The 19,331-nt window shown below is 43.4% G+C and carries 16 protein-coding genes; 4 read left to right on the top strand and 12 right to left on the bottom strand.

The window, feature by feature from the left end; genetic code table 11:
* Positions 1-2: 2 nt before the first annotated feature.
* Positions 3-1,361: an MFS transporter gene (locus MKY28_RS10545; protein ID WP_036615592.1), complete on the bottom strand. Its 1,359-nt coding sequence runs from the start codon at positions 1,359-1,361 to the stop codon at positions 3-5.
* 165 nt (positions 1,362-1,526) lie between these two features.
* On the opposite strand from MKY28_RS10545, the gene MKY28_RS10550 reads away from it, so the two are divergent.
* Positions 1,527-2,186 carry a helix-turn-helix transcriptional regulator gene (locus MKY28_RS10550; protein ID WP_340935905.1) on the top strand — a complete coding sequence of 220 codons (660 nt, stop codon included), beginning with the start codon at positions 1,527-1,529 and terminating at the stop codon, positions 2,184-2,186.
* 121 nt (positions 2,187-2,307) lie between these two features.
* Positions 2,308-2,709: a VOC family protein gene (locus MKY28_RS10555; RefSeq protein ID WP_076327549.1), complete on the top strand. Its 402-nt coding sequence runs from the start codon at positions 2,308-2,310 to the stop codon at positions 2,707-2,709.
* Between the two features lie 29 nt (positions 2,710-2,738).
* Here MKY28_RS10555 and MKY28_RS10560 read toward each other — a convergent pair whose 3' ends face one another.
* Both MKY28_RS10560 and MKY28_RS10565 read right to left on the bottom strand, forming a co-directional pair.
* Positions 2,739-3,917 (bottom strand): MFS transporter, encoded by a 1,179-nt coding sequence (locus MKY28_RS10560; RefSeq protein WP_340935906.1) that lies wholly within the window; start codon positions 3,915-3,917, stop codon positions 2,739-2,741.
* Positions 3,907-4,071 carry a hypothetical protein gene (locus MKY28_RS10565; RefSeq protein WP_340935907.1) on the bottom strand — a complete coding sequence of 55 codons (165 nt, stop codon included), beginning with the start codon at positions 4,069-4,071 and terminating at the stop codon, positions 3,907-3,909. The genes MKY28_RS10560 and MKY28_RS10565 overlap by 11 nt, the downstream gene beginning before the upstream one ends.
* A 157-nt stretch (positions 4,072-4,228) precedes the next feature.
* Here MKY28_RS10565 and MKY28_RS10570 point away from each other — a divergent pair, with 157 nt between their 5' ends.
* Positions 4,229-5,116, top strand: a complete 888-nt coding sequence (locus MKY28_RS10570) for a LysR family transcriptional regulator (protein ID WP_340935908.1) — start codon at positions 4,229-4,231, stop codon at positions 5,114-5,116.
* 46 nt (positions 5,117-5,162) lie between these two features.
* Here MKY28_RS10570 and MKY28_RS10575 read toward each other — a convergent pair whose 3' ends face one another.
* The gene (locus MKY28_RS10575; protein WP_036671320.1) at positions 5,163-5,846 is read right to left on the bottom strand and encodes a TetR/AcrR family transcriptional regulator C-terminal domain-containing protein; all 684 of its coding nucleotides are present in this window, start codon (positions 5,844-5,846) and stop codon (positions 5,163-5,165) included.
* 136 nt (positions 5,847-5,982) lie between these two features.
* On the opposite strand from MKY28_RS10575, the gene MKY28_RS10580 reads away from it, so the two are divergent.
* On the top strand, positions 5,983-7,335 hold the full coding sequence (locus MKY28_RS10580) for an MATE family efflux transporter (RefSeq protein WP_340935909.1): 1,353 nt from the start codon (positions 5,983-5,985) through the stop codon (positions 7,333-7,335).
* A gap of 110 nt (positions 7,336-7,445) precedes the next feature.
* Here the strand turns inward: MKY28_RS10580 and MKY28_RS10585 are convergent, their stop codons facing one another.
* The 8 genes from MKY28_RS10585 to MKY28_RS10620 form a co-directional block, all read right to left on the bottom strand.
* A complete protein-coding gene (locus MKY28_RS10585) occupies positions 7,446-8,462 on the bottom strand; it encodes an alpha/beta hydrolase family protein (protein WP_340935910.1) in 1,017 nt (338 codons plus the stop codon).
* Positions 8,455-9,099 (bottom strand): GNAT family N-acetyltransferase, encoded by a 645-nt coding sequence (locus MKY28_RS10590; RefSeq protein ID WP_338706052.1) that lies wholly within the window; start codon positions 9,097-9,099, stop codon positions 8,455-8,457. The genes MKY28_RS10585 and MKY28_RS10590 overlap by 8 nt, the downstream gene beginning before the upstream one ends.
* Positions 9,100-9,111: 12 nt before the next feature.
* On the bottom strand, positions 9,112-9,876 hold the full coding sequence (locus MKY28_RS10595; protein ID WP_445670891.1) for a helix-turn-helix domain-containing protein: 765 nt from the start codon (positions 9,874-9,876) through the stop codon (positions 9,112-9,114).
* Positions 9,877-10,017: 141 nt separating this feature from the next.
* Entirely contained in the window at positions 10,018-10,995 is a 978-nt protein-coding gene (locus MKY28_RS10600; protein WP_340017469.1) for an alpha/beta hydrolase, read from the bottom strand.
* 164 nt (positions 10,996-11,159) lie between these two features.
* Entirely contained in the window at positions 11,160-12,458 is a 1,299-nt protein-coding gene (locus MKY28_RS10605) for an NCS2 family permease (protein WP_017688352.1), read from the bottom strand.
* 524 nt (positions 12,459-12,982) lie between these two features.
* Positions 12,983-17,440, bottom strand: coding sequence for a carbohydrate binding domain-containing protein (locus MKY28_RS10610; protein ID WP_340935912.1), 4,458 nt, complete (start codon positions 17,438-17,440; stop codon positions 12,983-12,985).
* 43 nt (positions 17,441-17,483) lie between these two features.
* On the bottom strand, positions 17,484-18,362 hold the full coding sequence (locus tag MKY28_RS10615) for a carbohydrate ABC transporter permease (protein WP_017688354.1): 879 nt from the start codon (positions 18,360-18,362) through the stop codon (positions 17,484-17,486).
* Between the two features lie 15 nt (positions 18,363-18,377).
* The gene (locus MKY28_RS10620; RefSeq protein WP_017688355.1) at positions 18,378-19,328 is read right to left on the bottom strand and encodes an ABC transporter permease; all 951 of its coding nucleotides are present in this window, start codon (positions 19,326-19,328) and stop codon (positions 18,378-18,380) included.
* Positions 19,329-19,331 lie beyond the last annotated feature (3 nt).

Below are 19,331 nucleotides of genomic sequence, written 5' to 3' on the forward strand. Positions count from 1 at the left end.
ATTCATCCGCGTGTTGAGATCCGAGTGCTGGCAATGATACTCGTGACGATTAACAAGAGATGGAAACCCATGGCTACAATTAAGCCGGATTGAAGTGACATACCGCCAGCCTGACACACGACAAGAATGGAACCACCAATGCCGATCACTACACCAGGTGTAAAAGAATCTGCAAATTGCAGATTTGCCGAGGTTTGACCCACGCCTTCTTCCCCCGTTTGGGAAAATGCGACAACACCACTAATCGGATGCGCCAATCCAATACCAACTCCTGCAATGATCTGCCCAATAACTGCAATGGTAACGGTCACAACAGGTACCCAAAATACGATGGCAATCCCTATGGCAAGTAACATTACGCCAAGAATAATTCTCATATGACGTCCACTGCCCTGATCTGCCGCATCCCACCGTCCTTGCAGATACGCAATGATACACCAACTTAATGCAGCACTCGCCACAATTAATCCGGCCTGAGAAGGTGTAATTCCTTTCACATCGATTAGAGCCAATACCAGGAAATTCTGTGTACTAGTATAGGCAGCGAAGAACAATCCACGTGTTGCCAAAATAGCTGGCATTCCTCTGCGCAACGTAAGTGTTCCCTTCGGTAGCAATTTACGGAGAGGAAATATCATCAATACTAGGCCAATCACGACTAAAACAAATCCCATAATGCTCGGAAGCCTACTTAGACCAACCAGGAAAATCCCTGTACCCAACGTTAAGAGTAACGCCATCCAAGTGGATGAAGATCCGCTATCCCCTCCCGTCTTCTGCACTTTTAATTTCCTAAAGGCAGGTAAACTAAGCAATGCTGAAACCACCAGCACAGGTAAGATCCCCCAGAAAACAAAGCGCCAGGACCACTGATCTGCGATAACTCCTGCTACATATGGACCGAGCATGGACGGAAGAACATAGGCAGTACCAAATGCTCCAAGAATTTTGGCACGTAACTCATCCGGGTAACTTAACGATATAGCTGTATACACACAAGTCATCATAGCTCCGGCACCCAAACCCTGTAGAGCCCGTGATCCTATCATGGTATACATGTCGCCTGCGGTTGCGGCAGCGATCAGCCCTACGATAAACAACAGAAGTGCAAAAGTGAACGGTGCTGCAGGTCCTCTTTTATCAATGATTCGACCGACGACCAGCGTTCCAATAATCTGCGCAAGCAGATATGTACTGAATATCCATCCGAACAGGCTAAGGCCGTTCAAGTCTCCAGCAATCGAAGGAGCAATGGTGGTTACGGATAGACCTTCGAATCCAACGGCCATCACTGATAAAATAATTCCTATGGTTAGTGCAAAATAACGCGGGCTGAAAATACTTTGATGATTAGACGACATGAAATGTAACCTCCAAGAAATTTGTATGCATACATCGTATCCGGATACTTAGTAAACATTTTTGTTTATAATGTATAAGCTACAGTTCGGCTTTGACTTTGTCAACATTTTCGTTTAAAATGTAGTTAGTCATGAAGATTCAGTTGTTTCAAAAGGAGGTGCACCATGAGCGGAAATCAAACCAAAAAGGATGCCTCGACCAGTACCCGGAGAGCAATTATTAATCTGTTAAAAGAGCGCGGGGGAATGGATGTTGTCACTCTCTCCACTCAGTTTTCGTTATCTGGAATGGCTATTCGGCAACATCTGAATGCGCTAAAAGAAGAAGGATTGGTAACCACTGTGGAAGAGGCCCGTCCCATGGGTCGCCCCACCAAGCTATGGATATTAACTCCCGCGGCTAATCGTTTTTTTCCAAGCGGATATTCGGATTTATCCGTCAGCCTCATCCATTCGATGAAGGAAGCCTTTGGTAATGAAGGGCTGGACAAGCTGTTGGATGTTCGGAATAAAAATATGCAAGAACGATATCTTCAGCAGCTTGGAAATGCATCAGGAGTCAGAGAGAAATTGGAGAAATTGTCCGAAATTCGTACGAATGAAGGTTATATGGCCGAGGTTAAGGAGCAGGATGATGGCAGTCTCCTATTCATTGAGAAGCATTGTCCGATCTGTGAAGCGGCCGCGGTATGTACCGGGTTATGCAAGAATGAGTTACATTTATTCAAAACAGTTCTAGGCGATAATGTTCATATTGAACGGGGAGAATACATTCTAGCCGGAGGAAGAAACTGCGTATACACCGTTAGGCAAAATAAGCCATGACCAAAAGAGCAACCTCATTGGAGATTGCTCTTTTGGTTTGGTTTTTGAACTGATTATGTAATTTTGAATTGAGGTAGAGTATAGTAAGAGTGTCGAAAATATACTCTAGGAGGCTACTGCCATGTCACAAAAAATCTGGATGAACCTGCCGGTGAAAGATGTTGTGAAATCCACTACCTTTTTCAATGAGATTGGATTCCATGGGGAGAATGTTGGCAATGAGAGAGCCCAGCTTGTCATAGGCTCAACAACGATTCTCCTGTTTCCGGATGCAACCTTCGAGAAATTTACAGGTGCCAAAACCGCAGATACTTCCCATAGCGCAGAAGTGATATTTTCCATTGGTGCTGACAGCAGAGAAGAAGTTGATGCTTTTATTAAAAAAGTCGAGTTAGCTGGAGGAACCATCTTTGGCAAGCCTGGTGAAATAGACGGTTGGATGTACGGCGCGGGATTTGCCGACCTGGACGGTCACCGCTGGAACCTGTTGTATATGGATGAGAGTAAAATGCCGAAACGGTAATGTATAACGGCTAACACTACATCCGCCTCTTATCCTCCAATTTTGGAACCCTCGAATCGGCCAGACATGGAGATTCTGAAGTAATTCGTTACGATACTAAAGATAAGGAACACGATTCCTCCAACTACAATATATTGTGTACTTATTCCAGTTACGATTAGTCCACATACACTAGCACCAAGTGTTGTTCCCAGGTTGGAAGAGGTTAGAAAGATCCCATTCGACAGTTCGGGTGCCTCTGGTGCTGCCGATACCACCCAATATTGAGTGATATTGCCCCCTATGCCTCCTATGATCCCCCAAATGAAAATAAGGAAGGCTGTTGGCACACTGAATTGTCCGAAGGTGAACAACAAGATGTATACCGTTATTAATGCAATGGGATACATCTTGATCGTTCTCAAAGGGAAATTAGCGAGCAGTTTCCCTGCTATCATGTTCCCAACCATATTGGCCAAGCCATATAGAAATAACAACACACTGACGGTGTTCCAGTCATATCTTGTCACGGTTTTCAGAAACTCGGCAAGGTAACTATAGACCCCAAATACAGCTCCGTTCATGAAAATCACGCCAGCAATGGATAGCCACATCACGGATCTTCTCAATACATACAGATGAGTACCCATAGAGATTCTTTTCGTAACTGGCATTGAGGGCACAAAAAGAAGTGTTGCTACAAATGCAACGATCGTTACGGCGGCAAAGAACAACATCGCATAGAACAACGATGTGCTGGTGGCAATCAAGCTCGAAAGGGGTACTCCAAGTACCATGCCTGCCGACACGCCTACAAATACTTTAGCCACTGCCTTCGGCGCTTCTTCCTTGGGGACTGACGCCGCTGCGACCGTAAATGCCAATGAGCAATAGACCGGATGGAAAAAAGCCGGAACGACACGTGCAATGACCAATACCGTAAAGTTTGATGTGATGGCGGAGACCAGGCTGCCCACAATAAAAATGCCAAGTACAAACAACATGACATGCTTGCGGTTCATGCCCGAAAATAATAAGGGCAAAATGGGGCCAGATATAGCAACCGCAAGCGCAAAAAGACTCACGATCAAACCAGCGGTTGAGATACTGACCTCGTAATGTTCTGCAATCAAAGGCAAGATTCCGATTACGCCCATCTCCGTATTTAAAATACTGAATACACCAAAGGTCAGAATGAATACAAGCAGGTGATTTCGTTTAGTTGTCATATGCCATGGATTTAGAGAGATCCCGGTAAGCATTGATCTCTGTCTGAAGGTTGGCAATTTTCTGCTCTGCATCAGCAGTTAAAGCAGCCTTCGCAATAGTTGTGCCCATACCTCGACCAGCGCCAGTGATAAACCATACTTTTGTCTTATCCATATCATTCATTCCTTTCATTTTCTTCTCCAGTTGCCTTGCTTTTTAGTTTAGCGTTTATACACCACATAGCAAATACTCATATCTTATAACAAGTTATGCTTGAAAGGCATTTCTGTAAGGTTTATTGTAGAATATAAAGGATAAAGGAGGAGTTACGATGGAGATTAGAGTATTGCGTTATTTTCTTACAGTCGCCAGAGAAGGAAGTATTACACGCGCTGCTGATTTCTTGCATGTTACGCAGCCCACCTTGTCCAGACAATTGAAAGACCTCGAGCAAGAGTTGGGAAAGAAATTATTTATTCGCAGTAGTTACAGTATTGTTCTCACAGATGAAGGTATGCTTTTAAGAAATAGGGCTGAAGAAATTGTGGGTATGGTCGATAAATTAGAGGCAGAATTTGAATCCATGGAAGAAACCATAAGTGGAGATATTTATATAGGCGGTGGAGAAACGGAAGCCATGAAACAGATTGCAAGAGTGGCAAAAGAAGTTCAGAATAAATATCCCAATATACGCTATCACCTATACAGCGGTAACGAAGATGATGTAACTGAGCGGCTTGACAAGGGACTCCTTGACTTCGGTATTCTAATCCAGCCAGCGGATGTCTCCAAATATAACTATATCAACTTCTCGGACAAGGATGTTTGGGGAGTGGTTATGAGAAAAGAAAGTCCACTCGCCTCCAAAGATACGATTCGATCTACAGACTTATTACATGTTCCACTGATCTGTTCACGACAGTCAATGAAGCAGACATTTTCGAAAAATGAATTTGCGGACTGGTTTGGTGAAGATTTTGACAAATTAAACGTCGTTACTACATACAATCTTGCATATAATGCTGCCATTATGGTTGAAGAAGGCATTGGTTATGCACTAACACTTGATAAAATAGTGAATACGTCTAGTGAAAGCAACCTTTGTTTTAGACCGCTAGAGCCAAGACTTGAATCTGGCTTAAATATCGTTTGGAAAAAACATCAGGTCTTTTCGACTGCTGCAGATTTGTTTTTAAAAGAAATTCAGGCTAAATTTTAGACTGATAAAGGGATTAACGTTAGTATAAGAAGAAACCCACCGGAGTTTAATTCTCGGTGGGTTTCTTTATGACTTGTTCAATCCCGAGCAAAATAAGCTTCAAGCCGAACTCGAAAGCTCCGTCGGTTCCCATCACCTCAAACAGACCATTCTTATACATCCTGCTAAAGAGTCCAGCTTCCTTCTCACTCATAGAGTCCAGAAGGTGGATCATCTCTTCACCCTGAAGTGCTTCCTGGTCCTTAATAACAGCAGAGATATTGCGCTGATGCTGATAATCATCCAGTACGAAATAGAATACATAGTTGACCAGTGTAAGAACGGCTTGTAATTTCTGCTCTTGCTCTAATGGCGTTGATTCCATGCAGAGCAACATGCGGTTGGTGAAGCGGATCATGTCCGGTTCATGGGGCAACGTCATCATCATGAGCTGTGTGGAGCACGGGTATCTGCTGAGCACACTCCGTACCGTCACCGCAAGCCCCTCCATCTGCTCCTTCCAGTCCCCTTCAGTATGAAACTCGTCCAGAATAATTTTCGATATCTGGTTGGCCAGACGCTGGTAGAGCGTCTGCTTGCTCTTGAAGTACCAGTATAGAGATGGAGCCTGAATCCCCAACTTGTCTGCCAAGCGTCTCATGCTGAATTTCTCGATGCCCTCTTCCCCGAGAAGCTCCCACGAAATTTCCAAAATCTTATCTTCTGAAATCTGAGGCTGTTGTTTTTTCATCGGTATCCGCCCTTTTATCTAACAGTGTAAGTTTATGCTTTACAGGTTCATAAGTTCATGATAACATCTAACACTGTAAGGTTCAATCTAACGGTGTTAGATTAGATCAATATTAACGAAGAAAGTAGTGACCCACATGGATGCAGAAAACCTCCATTACTTTGAAAAAGCACCAATCGCCAAAGCCGTAGCTCATTTTGCTGTCCCAATGATGCTAGGCACGTCAATGAGTGTTATTTACTCCATCTTGAATGCCTATTTCCTTGGCACACTGGGTAATACGGCAATGTTAACCGCACTCGCATTAACTTTACCTTTATTCGCGGTTATCATGGCCCTTGGTAATTTAATTGGTATAGGCAGCGGCACATTCATCTCCCGTTTGCTGGGAGAGAAAAAAGTAGATGATCTGAAGCATGTATCTTCATTTGCCTTTTACAGCAGTTTAGTTCTCGGAATTATTGTGATGGCCGTTGGGCTCCCGCTGATTGAACCAATCGTTCATGGGCTGGGGGCAACGCCAGAGTCCTTCGGATTTACGAAAGAGTATGTCACGATTATGCTTATGGGTTCACCCTTCGTCATCTTATTCTTCACCCTGGAGAATATCGTGCGCTCAGAAGGTTCAGCAATGACTTCTATGACCGGTATGATTCTCAGTGTTGTTATAAATATTATCCTCGATGCACTATTCATTTTTGTCTTCCATTGGGGCGTGATTGGCGTTGCATCTGCTACCGTCATCTCCAACTTGGTTGCGAGTGCATTTTACGCTTACCATATGAGTTATAAGAGTCAATTCTTAACCGTCTCCCTGAAATGGTTCAAGGTGACCAAGGACATCCTGAGCAATGTGTTCAAAATCGGTGTTCCCGTCTTTGTTATGAGTGTCTTCTTGGGTGCAATGTCGCTTATTCTTAACCTTTTTCTTGTCGAATATGGGGATCAGGCCGTTGCGGGGTATGGAATCTCATCACGTTTATTGCAATTTCCTGAGTTTATTCTGATGGGCTTGTGCGAGGGAGTTGTGCCGTTGATTGCCTTCTCATTCACAGCGAACAAATTACGCATGAAACAAACGATTGGATTCACGATCAAAGCTATTTTGGGCCTAGCCGTCCTGTTTGGTGTTATCGTTTATCTGATCTCTGACCACTTGATTGGTTTATTTACGACTGACCCGCAATTAATTGAAATGGGTAGCTACATTCTTCATGTAACCTTCTTATCCTTGTTTATTACAGGAATGACTTCTTTGTTTATGGGGATCTTCCAAGCAACAGCCCAAGGAACCGCCGCGTTTGTTATGTCCATAATTCAAGGGATTACACTAATTCCTATATTGTATATCGCTAATCAAATGAATGGCTTTCATGGAGTGATCTGGTCGCTCGTTATTGCGGATGCCATGGCGTTCCTAGTTGGGGCCATTATGTTATATGTTTTGCGGACCAAATTGCAGCCGGATCTGGAACATTTGGCACAGTAGTTAACGTATAACACGCAAAAAGGCAGGATAAGGGCGCTCCCTGACCCTGCTCTTTCATTTCGAAATGAAAATTATCTATTTGGTGATACGAAGAGATCGTAAACCCTCTGTTATAAGGAAAAAGCGGTCAACATATGTTCTATTTCATCCATATACCCATCCACTGTAATGCTTCTCGGAGCAAACAGAAATCGTAGTGATTGTTTCCATTCCGAGCCTGCAATAGAGGTTGGTAACATCGAATGTTCTGTATTAGAGAAGATTTTCACATGAAGCAAGGAAGATGGCTGAATTCCTTTACGGTATGCTTGCTCTGTATCAACAATGTCCACATTCACATCATCTTCTCCAAGCAGAAGGAGTACCGGGGTTTTGAAATGATGCAAATCCGCCGTGGCATCTGAAGCAAAATTTTTCTTTATGAAGTTCCAGCGTTCTTTGGAAATCAGATCATGCTCTCGAGCAATCTTGGTGTACTCTTCATATGTGCCATGTTTCTTTAAAATCTCTTTAATCTGGTTTTCATAATCGACCTGATTTTGAATCTCCTCCGTGGAATGACCGTCTTTCGCCATTTGGCTACGTGTGTTGTATTCTCCCTGTTCCAACCAGTTTATCGCTGGTGATACCAAGATACTGAAGGCGAGATGTTCTTTCCCAGCAAGCTTAGGAATCACCCAGCCTGCTTGGCTGGCACCCCATACGCCTATTTTGGAATCATCAATGATGGATTGTTCTTTCGCCCATGCAATTGCTTGTTGTGCCTCCACAACACGATCATCCATGCTTTGATCTAGCCAGTTTCCCTCTGAACCCCCGATTCCCCGTTTATCTAGCGACAAGGATGCATACCCAATCGATGCCAGTCGCTCCCATAACGGTTTGTATCCCTCACCATGAGTAGAGTCTATCGGACCGTCACCGTGAATAAACAGTACTAGACCTAACTTGCCTGAATGGTTTCTGGGTAACGTGAGCGTACCTGTTAACTTACCCTGTGGAGATTGAATTTCAATGGTTTGTTCCTCCATGTCAAAATCACTTTGATCGACTATGTACAGTCCTGCACCAACCATCAGTAAGATTGCCACAATAACTGAGATGTATCGTTTTTTCCAATTAAACATAACTATCTCCTTTGTAAATCATGTAATGCCATTGATTTTCGCCTAAGAGCAGGCCGGTCAGAAAGCTGTTTGTGCTATACTGCTTGCGAAATTGATAGCGTTCATATAACTGTATCGCTTGATGATTCTGACTTGCCACATGCAAGCTAAGAGATGACATTGATTTGGATTGCAACATATATTTCTGTGCCCATTGAAGCAACTGCGTACCAATTCCCTTGCCTTGGTGCTGTGGATGTACAACCAGATCTTCCACATAACATTCGCCTAATGTAGGAGTATGCTTCAGCAGATGTAAACCGGTGATTAACTGAAGCAGTTTCCACATGCCAACTCTATTGCAGTGGCTCCACCAATGAGGATTGGCACGAACGCTTGTTATTGCTGCTCTGTTATCTGCTTCCTTCCATTTCAAACACATGGTGCCAACAATCTCCTCATTTTCACGAGCAATGATACGAAGAGTACTTTGTTCCATGGGCGGATGATTGAGCAACTGTTCAAATACGTAAGCCAGATCAGTTATGGACAATGAAGTGATCTTTTGAAATTTGTGTCCAAAACCATAAGCCATGAGTTCAGCAACAGCTTGATGAAACTGGGGACAAACGGGTTCTATCTGAATGGAAGTTGTCACTGTGTGCCTCCCCTACTCGATCATTTGTAACAATAGCTCATAATGAAGCTTTTCTGGTGTGAATAAAGATAAATAAGATTTTTCTACCATAATAAGTGGACCGTGATACGGATAGCCCTGGTGTTCTGCATAAGCATAGAATTCGTTGATATGTTGTTTGAGTTCAGCTTCAATTTGTACATATACATGACAAGAAAGATATTTTCCTCTAGGCAAAACTAAATCGTTCGCTCCCTCCTTTTGTGTATAAATTCCTACGGTGTCCGTCTTATCGTACGCATAATGGATGTCGGCTTCAAATAAATTGGGAATGTTTTCTTTAAGTTGGATCAGTTGCCTTGCTTGCAAGTACTCTTGAGCTTCCATATGGAACCACAGGGATAAGTGAATCTCCTCACGAGTATCAATATAATAAGTCACTTGATCCTCAATTGGGATATGCTTTTTCTCATGCAACAACTTGCTGATAAGGTGCTTTGTTTGCTGAAGCTGAGTGATGGCTGCTTCCGTGTCTGCCAACGCTTGGCGAAATAATGATGTGATTTGAATGGTTGTCAGATTACTCAAACATTCCTTGATCATTTGAACAGACAGTCCCATTTTGCGAAGCAATAAAATATGAGATAGACGGTAAATTTCATCTACCCCATACATCCTGTATTGGTTTTCTGCTATATAAGCAGGGTGTAACACCCCTTTTTCTTCGAAGTATCGAATTTGATGTACAGAGACTTTCATCAGCTTTGCCAGCTCACTAATCGTAATTTCATCACTCAACCAATTCACCACCTTTGCTGTTTTTCATATTACAAGCATAAACCTTAGGTCTGACCTAAGGTCAAGTCTTTATTTTAGCCTCTCCTGATAACAAAAAACCACGGCACCAGATTCGGTACCGCAGTTTATTAATCAATCATCCTATTGGATTTGTTTCATGTAAGATTTGAATTCCTCGGCAATTTCTTTGTATTTCGTATGATGCAGGTAATGTGAACCTTCCATTGGGATCATTTTGCCCTGCGCGGATTGTTTGGCTTGTGCTTCATGTAACGGAATCCACTGCGGGTTTTTCTCGTTATTGGATTGAACAAAGAGAAGCACTGGCAGATCACTAGGATACGTGAGTTTTTCTCCATTTTTGAAATTGGAACCCAGATGTTTAAGCTCATTTACTAATGTCGGATTTGTCGAGACTTGATTCGAAATCAACTTCATCTGTTCTTTGGTATGTTCATCATAGTCAAGTGATGCATATGAATCACCACTCACTTTATTGAGTACTCTCATTAAGCCTGATTTTTGAAAGAATTTCATTAGGTTCAAAGGTAATTTAACATCCATGCCAGGTTGATTCGGAACACTGCTATCGATCCCGACAAAAGCAGAGACTTCATCCGGATACGTGTTCACATAAGTCGCCGCGTACAGACCCGTGATGGAATGCCCCATCAGAATATAACGATCTATACCGAGTTGCTGTACAGCTTCATGAATTTCACTAACAATATTCTCGGTGGTTCTCTCCGTTTCGGTTTGGTCACTTAACCCATAACCGAAAGGCTCAATCGCCACAACTTTGTAATCGGAAGTTAATTCATCGATTAACAATTTGAAATCAAGTACTGGTGACGGTGTTCCTTGTCCGGGAAGTAACACGATGGTTTGTTCACCGCTACCTTGAATGGATACATTCATATTCTTCCCATCAACATTGACATATTGGCCGTACGATTCGATTTTCTTTTTCTCGGACCCATTACTTATCGTATGAACGACAAACGTGATGCCCATGAACAGCACCAGCGCGCCGACAATACCACCTATTATTTTCAACCATAAGTACCGTTTTTTACGGCCCTTAGTCCCCGTTGTTGTTACATCCACTTCTTCTGCCATTTCCATCTTCTCCTGTCGTTTATATCTGTAGAGCCGCTCTTGCGACATAGGTATAGTGTAACCATGGAAGATGTCCCCTTCGTGACGGGAATATGAACGGAGTATGAACTACATAAAAAAGAGAACTGCTTGTTGAGAGCAGTTCTCCATAGGATAAGACAGTTTTAGTGGTCCAGGAACACAAGCTGAATGAAGAACAATACCGCAAAAATGTAGAAGATTGGATGAACATCTTTACCTTTTCCACGAAGCAGCTTGAGTACCGGATAAAAGATGAAACCTACGCCGATGCCTGTCGCAATACTATGCGTCAATGGAGTAAGGATGATAATCAGGAAGGCAGGAAATGCTTCTTCGAGATCATCCCATTTGATTTTGCTGATAACGTTAATCATAAAGTATCCAACAATAATCAGTGCCGGAGAAGTAATCGCCGGAATGCTTGATATTACACTTACGATCGGTGTGAAGAACAAGGTCAGCGCAAGCAGTACACTTACCGTTACCGCTGTCAGTCCCGTTCTTCCTCCTGCAGCTACCCCTGTGCTGGATTCGATGTAAGCCGATGTTGGACTTGTTCCGAGCAAAGCACCTGAGGTTGTTCCTACAGCATCTGCCAATAATGCGCCACGCGAGCGTGGAAATTTACCATCCTTAAGCAATCCTGCTTGTTCAGCAACGCCGAGCATCGTGCCCGTCGTATCAAACAGCGTGATCAGCAGGAACGTAAATATGATCGTATACAAACCATTCGAGAATACACCTGCTAGATCCAGTTGCAAAGCCGTTGACGCGAGGCCTTGCGGCATGGATACAATCGATTCCGGCATTTGGAATAGTCCCATGATCCAGGCAAGTATCGCTGTTACCACCATTCCGATGAACAGGTAACCTTTCACATTATAAGCCATCAGCACAACGGTAATAATCAATCCGATAATGGTCAGATAAGCCATTGGCTCAGCCAAATTTCCGATCGTAATCAAATTCGATTCTGAATCTGCAATAATCCCGGCATTTTGCAAACCTACCGTTGTAATAAACAATCCGATCCCTGCGGTTATGGCATGTTTTAAGCTAGCAGGAATTGCATCTAGCAACATGTAACGGAATGAAGTCAGTGATAAAATAATAAACAAAATCCCTGCTATAAATACGGCTCCCAGTGCAACTTGCCAAGATACGCCATACCCGGCAACTACACTATAGGCAAAGAATGCATTCAGGCCCATACCCGGCGCAATGACGATTGGATAATTGGACCATATTCCCATAATCAGAGTTCCCACAATACTTGCAAGTACCGTTGCTATGAATACTCCGTTAAAGTCCATGCCTGTGCTGCTGAGTATTCCTGGGTTTACGATAACTATGTATACCATTGTGAAGAATGTTGTAACCCCTGCGATAATTTCTGTGGGGATAGTCGTGCCTCGTTCTTTAAGTTTGAACCATTTGTCCATGGTAAAGCCAGCCTCCAACTTTCAAATTATACTCCAAAGCTAAAAACAAAAAATCCTAATCTTCATATAGGATTGTAATATTGTCGCTCCTATATTCGTTGTTAGGATTAAAAGATTCAACAGCTAAGCTCTAAACTAAACATAAAGATACTCATATCTGTTTTCAACCTGAAGTCCATTTCGTATTCTAATTAAAATTACATGCAATGTCAATGAATTAACGATTTGTTCACAGTTATTTACGAACTATACAGACATTATATCTTGTGTTCATTCGTTTTTAGAATAGAGTATGTACGTATCGCTCAATGTCTGCAATATATGAAGAAAAGACTGCCAGCAATGTTTACTGACAGTCTCTTGCTTAATTCGTAGTAGGTTTCTCTTCATATTCGCTGGATAATTCTTTAAGCGATTTGATTTTGCCATGGGGATGATGTCATTCCTGGACAACTTTATTCTGCATGCATAGGTAATAAGAGAATTAGGCAAGCATATAAGACAATATATAGAGAATTCAGAAGCTAATTGGCAGGACCCAGATTAATCAAGCTGACCTCGGATAATGAGACGGTTGTGTTGCCATCTTGCTCACCATCAATGTTACCCAGATCAAATGAAATTCGAGTATTCGCATAGCTGTCTTCTGTTGCATCAAATGTAAACGTGAACTCCTGTTCTTCTGGGGTCAAATCAACTCGTGCCCCAAAGAACCCATGCCATTCATAGTTGGCAGCTGCATCTACCCATCCAATCCCCAAACCCAATTTCCTGGGCTTCTCCGCTTGCGCTTTAAACGTTAATTTATATTTAAAACCTTGCTGCATGCCAAATCCTTCATTGATGACTTGACGATCCCATGGATGCTGTCCTGCATCACCAATTTTGGCTTGAAGCTGTTGATTGTTAACTTGTATCTCAAGGTCAGCTGCATTACCGTCCGCATGGGTAAACCAACCTTCCTTACCTTTGGAGAAGTCTCCATTAGGAATAAGATTAACATGAGCAGGCTGCCCTCCTTGATCTGCATTCGGATTAACTTCATATAACTGGACGTTATTGATGTGAATCGAGTGTTCACCTGTAGAGAGCGGATATCCTAATCCAAATGCAAGCATAGCTGCCGAATCGGAGCTATCCCCCATAGTGAAGGTGTAACTATATGACTTTTGATCCGCGGTTAATTCCACTTCTTCTTCAAAATACTTCACAAAATTCCCTGCATTCTGAGAAAGAACCGCTTGCATGGATTTAGGACTTGAAGCAGATGCCTCGAAGGTAAGTCGGTATGTTTTGTTTGCATCCAGTTTGATCTGACCTTGTTGTAACAAAGCATCCCACCAATGTTCACTTGTACCAGGCAATTTAATCGTTAATCCTGCGCCCTCGTCATGTGAGGTTGTCAGATCATTAGGAATTAGCTCCCAATGATTCAGATCAGCTGTTAGCTCACTGTTCTGAATTTTGTTTTGTGAAATATCCACCCAACGTGTATTATAATCTGCTCCTTCAAAATTCACATAATAGGGTTTGCCTGCTGTCAAGTTGACCCCTGGAAAATACACCGTTTCGTATGCTTGCCATCCACCCGTGTCTCCGAGACTCAGGTCTGATTGTGCAACGGTTGTCCCTTGTTCATCCTGAATGCTGAACTGAACCTTGGAATCACTTTTTCCACTGGCCATTCGGGCAGACAGAACATATACTCCGTCGTGAGCTACATCGATTTTATATTGCAGCAGATCTCCCTGATCCATGTAACTTACATGTTTTCCTCCTTCTACGGAGTCCTCCAGTTGTAAGCCCTGCATCATCCAGGCTTCGGTTGCCGATCCATGTGCGTAGCCATTCACTGACAGAGGTTTTCCGCGTTTCGTCAGACGAACATTGTCCACATATACCTTACCTTCAGAACTGCCGAATAACATTCTTAGCTCGGATTGTGCGATTGATGCTCCATCTCCAATGATGATTTCACCAGTGAATGTTTTCATTTCTTGGTTCAAGGAGAGGTTTTGCCCTTGATGAACCTGTACTGTATGCCCATTACTGCTGACAACATCAATGTCGATACTTCGCGGTGTGTCTGCCTTGGCATCTAAGGAGAAACCATACGTTGTATTCGCTTCCAGTTTCAAATCCGGTTGGTTCACCGAAACTTGTTGTGGGTCATTATTCGTTTGAGTAACATCAACAACCAGTTGACGCTCCATAATTGGGAATTTCGAAAAGTTATTTACACTTATATTGGCTGCCGCACTGTCCTGAATGCTGCTTGACCAGAATCCCAGACGCTCCTTGCCTTGATCGAATGTGCCATTGTAAATAAAGTTGCCATCAGGTAGCGCGTTTCGTTCGACAGTTAACGGATCAGCTTCACCCACCTCGATCAGCCTGACATTGGCAAACCAAACGGTTGTATCATCCAACCCCAGATTAAATTCGAATCTGGCATTGTTATCCGTGCCATCCCGCATATTGAAGGTATAGTCATAGGATTGCCAATCTGTCGTGAGTGCAAAGGTGTTATCACCCGAATAATTGGTCCAACTTTTTTCAAATTGATTCAGTTTGGACATGATTGTACGGTTAGCAGATGCTTTCGCATCAAATTGTATCTTGTACTTTTTGTTTTTCTTGATGTACATCGGCATCTGAGTGAGTTGAACCGAGTAGTTTTCAGTACCCGATGCATCAATGGTAACTTCTGCTGCTTTCCCTTTCTGCTCATCCGTTACAACTTTGACACTGCCAGCTCCATCAGCATTTGTGATGAATTTCCACTGAAGAGGCACTCCATTGTCTTCAGACCCTTCCGCAAAACGATCATTGTATATTTGATTGCCATCGGTTTGTGGGTCACGCTGTTGCGCAGGCTCGATGGGATTTGTTGTTACATCAGGCCATGTGTCTAGATTTTTGTAAGAATATACTCGCACAAAGTCAACATTCATCTTTTCAGAAGTGAAGTTGCTTTCAGGTGCCCCCGGCCAGTCTCCTCCAACTGCCAGATTCAGAATCAGATAGAATGGACGATCAAATGGTGCAGGGAACGTATAATACTCGGGTTGGCCCGCGGCCTTCGTTTGCCAGTTGGTCACTTCATGATGCAGCTTTCCATCCACATAGAAACGAATCATACCCGGCAACCATTCCACCTGGAAATCGTGATAATCGTCAGCGAAAGTTTCTCCCTTTGGAAGAGTAAGACTTCCCTGATCATGTCCATGGGAGCCGTCAGGCTTCACACTGTCATAATGCAATGTGCTATATACCTTGTTATTACTTTCTTTGCCACCAATTAGCTCCATAATATCGATTTCTCCAGAGGCAGGCCATCCACCATAATGTGCTTCATCTGTTGGCATCATCCATATGGCAGGCCACATGCCTTTTTCAATCGGAAGCTTCGCACGTACAACTACTTTACCGTAGGTCCAGTCGCCTTTTCCCATGGAGATCAGTTTGCCAGAGCTGTAATCTTTACCGTTTTTCGGACCCTTTTTTGCTTCAATCTGCAACACGCTTCGATTCTGATCTTTTGTAATACGAGTGTTATCCGGGCTGTAATATTGCATTTCATTGTTATAAACGAGTCCTGTATCCTGCACGGTCCATTTGGAAGAATCAATCGAAGGCCCGTTAAACTCATCATTCCAGACCAGCTCCCATTGATCATGCGGAATCGTTGTTGCTGGAACCGGTTTTTCGCCCGCCGGATTGCTTGGTGTTGATGGTGTAGACGGTGATTGCCCGTCTGGAGAAGATGGTGTGGGTGTACTTGTCACATTTGTTGAACCACCAGGCTGCGATGAAGCAGGTTGTTGGGTTTCACCCACCATGGATGTGCGCAATCCTTGTTTTACTTTCTCTCCGTTGATCACAACATCATCGGCATCTACACTCAATTTTTGTATCGTACCTTTGGTATCCATTCGAGTCTGACTCGCTTCTGCATGAATATTCATGGAATCAATCAGGCTGTTTGAAGAGATCTCCAGAATGGATTTCTGCTTTACATGCATCTCCTGAATGTTACTTTCTTCCGTAATGGAGATTCTGACGGGTTCCCCACGTTTGTCAACGACTACTCGCTTCAGCTTGGAGTTGTTAATGTTGATGGAATGACTGCCTCCGCCTTTAATGATGACACTTCCTGTGACAGTTACGCCCTGAAGAACAACAGATCCCTCGCCAATGCCTTCTGCCAGCAGCAGATTTCCATTAACAACCATATTTTTCAACGTGACATCCGTTGATTTAATAATCAAGTTGCCATCTACCCGGGACTCATATGTTCCAGGAGTGCTTTTTACATCTGCAATCATCGCTGACAGTAACTCTGCCGTCTCCGCTCGTGTAATCGGGGCTTTGGGATTTAATTTGCCTTGGAAACCTTTAAGAATATTTTCGTTCACCAGATGGGTAAGCGCTTTCTTTGCATAGCTAGAAATATCATCTGCATCCTCAAATTTCAATTGTTCACTATCTTCATTTGTAGCCGCTGAAAGTTGAAAAGCTCGATCTACCATAACCGCTGCATCTTGGCGTGTAATCGGTTGTTGTGGTGACAGATGTTCACGGTTTGTCCCTTCGATGATGCCAGAACCATTCGCTCGTACCATCACGTCATAGTACCAATCGTCTGAAGTCATATCCGCATATGAACCAGTCGCCCCATTACCGGTGAAACCAAAGGCCCGATCCAGAATCATGACGAATTCAGCTCGGCTAATGACCTGACTGGGCTTGAACGTACCGTCCGTATAACCTTTCAATAAATTCAAGTCTTGCAAACGTGTAACTGCAGATTGTGACCAATGCCCCGTCAGGTCTGTATAGGGAACAGAGAAGTGCAGGCTTTTCGCCTGCACATTTCCCACCTCCGCTTGACCCTGTACACTTTCTGCTCCAGCAGTTGCTGGATAAACGAGAGAAGCCATTAAACTCCATGCCACCATACATGCCAGTCCTTTTCTCATCCTTCTTCCTCCCTCAGCTCAGTTATCCTTGCATTTGCATAGCCTATTCCTTAACTGCTCCAATAACGATCCCCTTAACGAAGAAACGTTGTAAAAACGGGTATACCATCAGGATCGGAAGCGCGCCGATAAAGATCTGTGCTGCGCGTACGGTTCGCTGCGAGATATTCTCCAACATGGAAGGATCGACGTTGATTTTGCTGAGATCTTGCTGAACGATAATGGTCTGTAATAGAGAAGCAAGTGGATAATTTTTAATATCAGACATATAGATCATGCCGTCGAACCAGGAGTTCCACTGATACACCATCGTAAATAAGGACAAGGTTGCGATAGCTGGAAGTGAAAGCGGTACGTAGACCAGAATCAACGTTTTGATATGACCTGCTCCATCCAAATAAGCTGCTTCTTCAAGTTCTTTGGGCAGTCCGCGGAAGAAGTTCATCATGAGAATAACGTTCCACACGGACAGTGCGCCAGGCAGAATAAGCGCCCAGATTGTATTCATCAGGCCAAGCTTCTGGATCAGAATGTAACTTGGAATCAAACCGCCGCTGAACAAAATGGTAAATACGAAAAACCACGTATATAAGGAGCGACCTTTAAAACTGATATCTTCCTTCGACAACGGAAATGCGGTTAAGAGCATGATGACCATACCAATGATCGTTGCAATTACAGTCCGTTTAAGTGATACGATCAAGGAGTTGATGAAGTTTGAATTCCCGAATGTTTTCACATATGCGTCGGTTGTGAACCCGATGGGCCAGAAGGTAACCAGGTTTGATGATGCTGGCGCCATACTGCTGAATGAAACAGCCAATATATGAATAATTGGTAAAATGCAGAGTATCGATAATATCCCAAGAAAAGTATAGTTAGCGATGCTGAATATGCGGTATCCTTTTGTTTTATAATACAAGCCCTTTTCTCCTCTCTAGAAAACTCGATAATTAGCTAGTTTGTAAGCCATTCTGTAAGATATAACAATCAAAATGGTAGCAACCACAGATTTGAACAACCCTACTGCTGTGGCAAAACTCATCTTCCCGTTCAGAATCCCGAGTCGATATACAAAGGTGTCAATGATGTCGCCTTTGTCATACACAAGCGGATTGTACAAGTTGAACACCTGATCAAAACCGGCGTTCAGGATATTGCCGATAGAGAGTGTCATCAGTACGATTGTAATCGGCATTAATGCCGGAATCGTAATGTGCAGCGTCTGTTTAAATCGGTTGGCCCCATCCACCTCGGCAGCCTCGTAGAGTGCAGGATTAATTCCTGAGAGAGAAGCCAGAAATACGATCGTACCAAAACCAAATTCTTTCCACACATCACTGAGGATCAGCGTTATCCGGAACCATGTACCGTCTCCCAGGAAGAAGATCGGTTCTCCTCCAAAGGCTACGACAAGCTGGTTGACCATGCCGCCCTGAGGAGACAGGATATCGAGCAGAATACCACCGAGAATAACCCATGATAGGAAATGCGGTAGATACACAAGCGTTTGACTTACTCTCTTGAATGCCGTCAAGCGTACTTCATTGAGCAAAATGGCAAACAGGAATGGAGCGAACAGTCCTGCGATGATTTTGAAAAATGCAATGACCAGCGTATTCCAGATCACCTGACCTACGTCCGGATATAAGAATAAATATCGGAAATTGTCCCAACCCACCCATTTGGATTCAGAAAATCCCAAGTATGGTTTGAAATCCTGAAAAGCAATTACAATGCCACCCATCGGTATGTACTGAAACACCAGTGCCAGCAATACAGCTGGAATGAGCATCATATGCAAGGTCCAGTTCCGTTGCATATTCCAGCGCTGTTTAACCCTGGTGGAGCGCCGTTTATGCGGCGTTTCTAACGTATGTTCCTTCACTCC

The organism is Paenibacillus sp. FSL R5-0473, from assembly GCF_038004565.1.
In the GTDB taxonomy this organism is placed as follows: domain Bacteria; phylum Bacillota; class Bacilli; order Paenibacillales; family Paenibacillaceae; genus Paenibacillus; species Paenibacillus amylolyticus.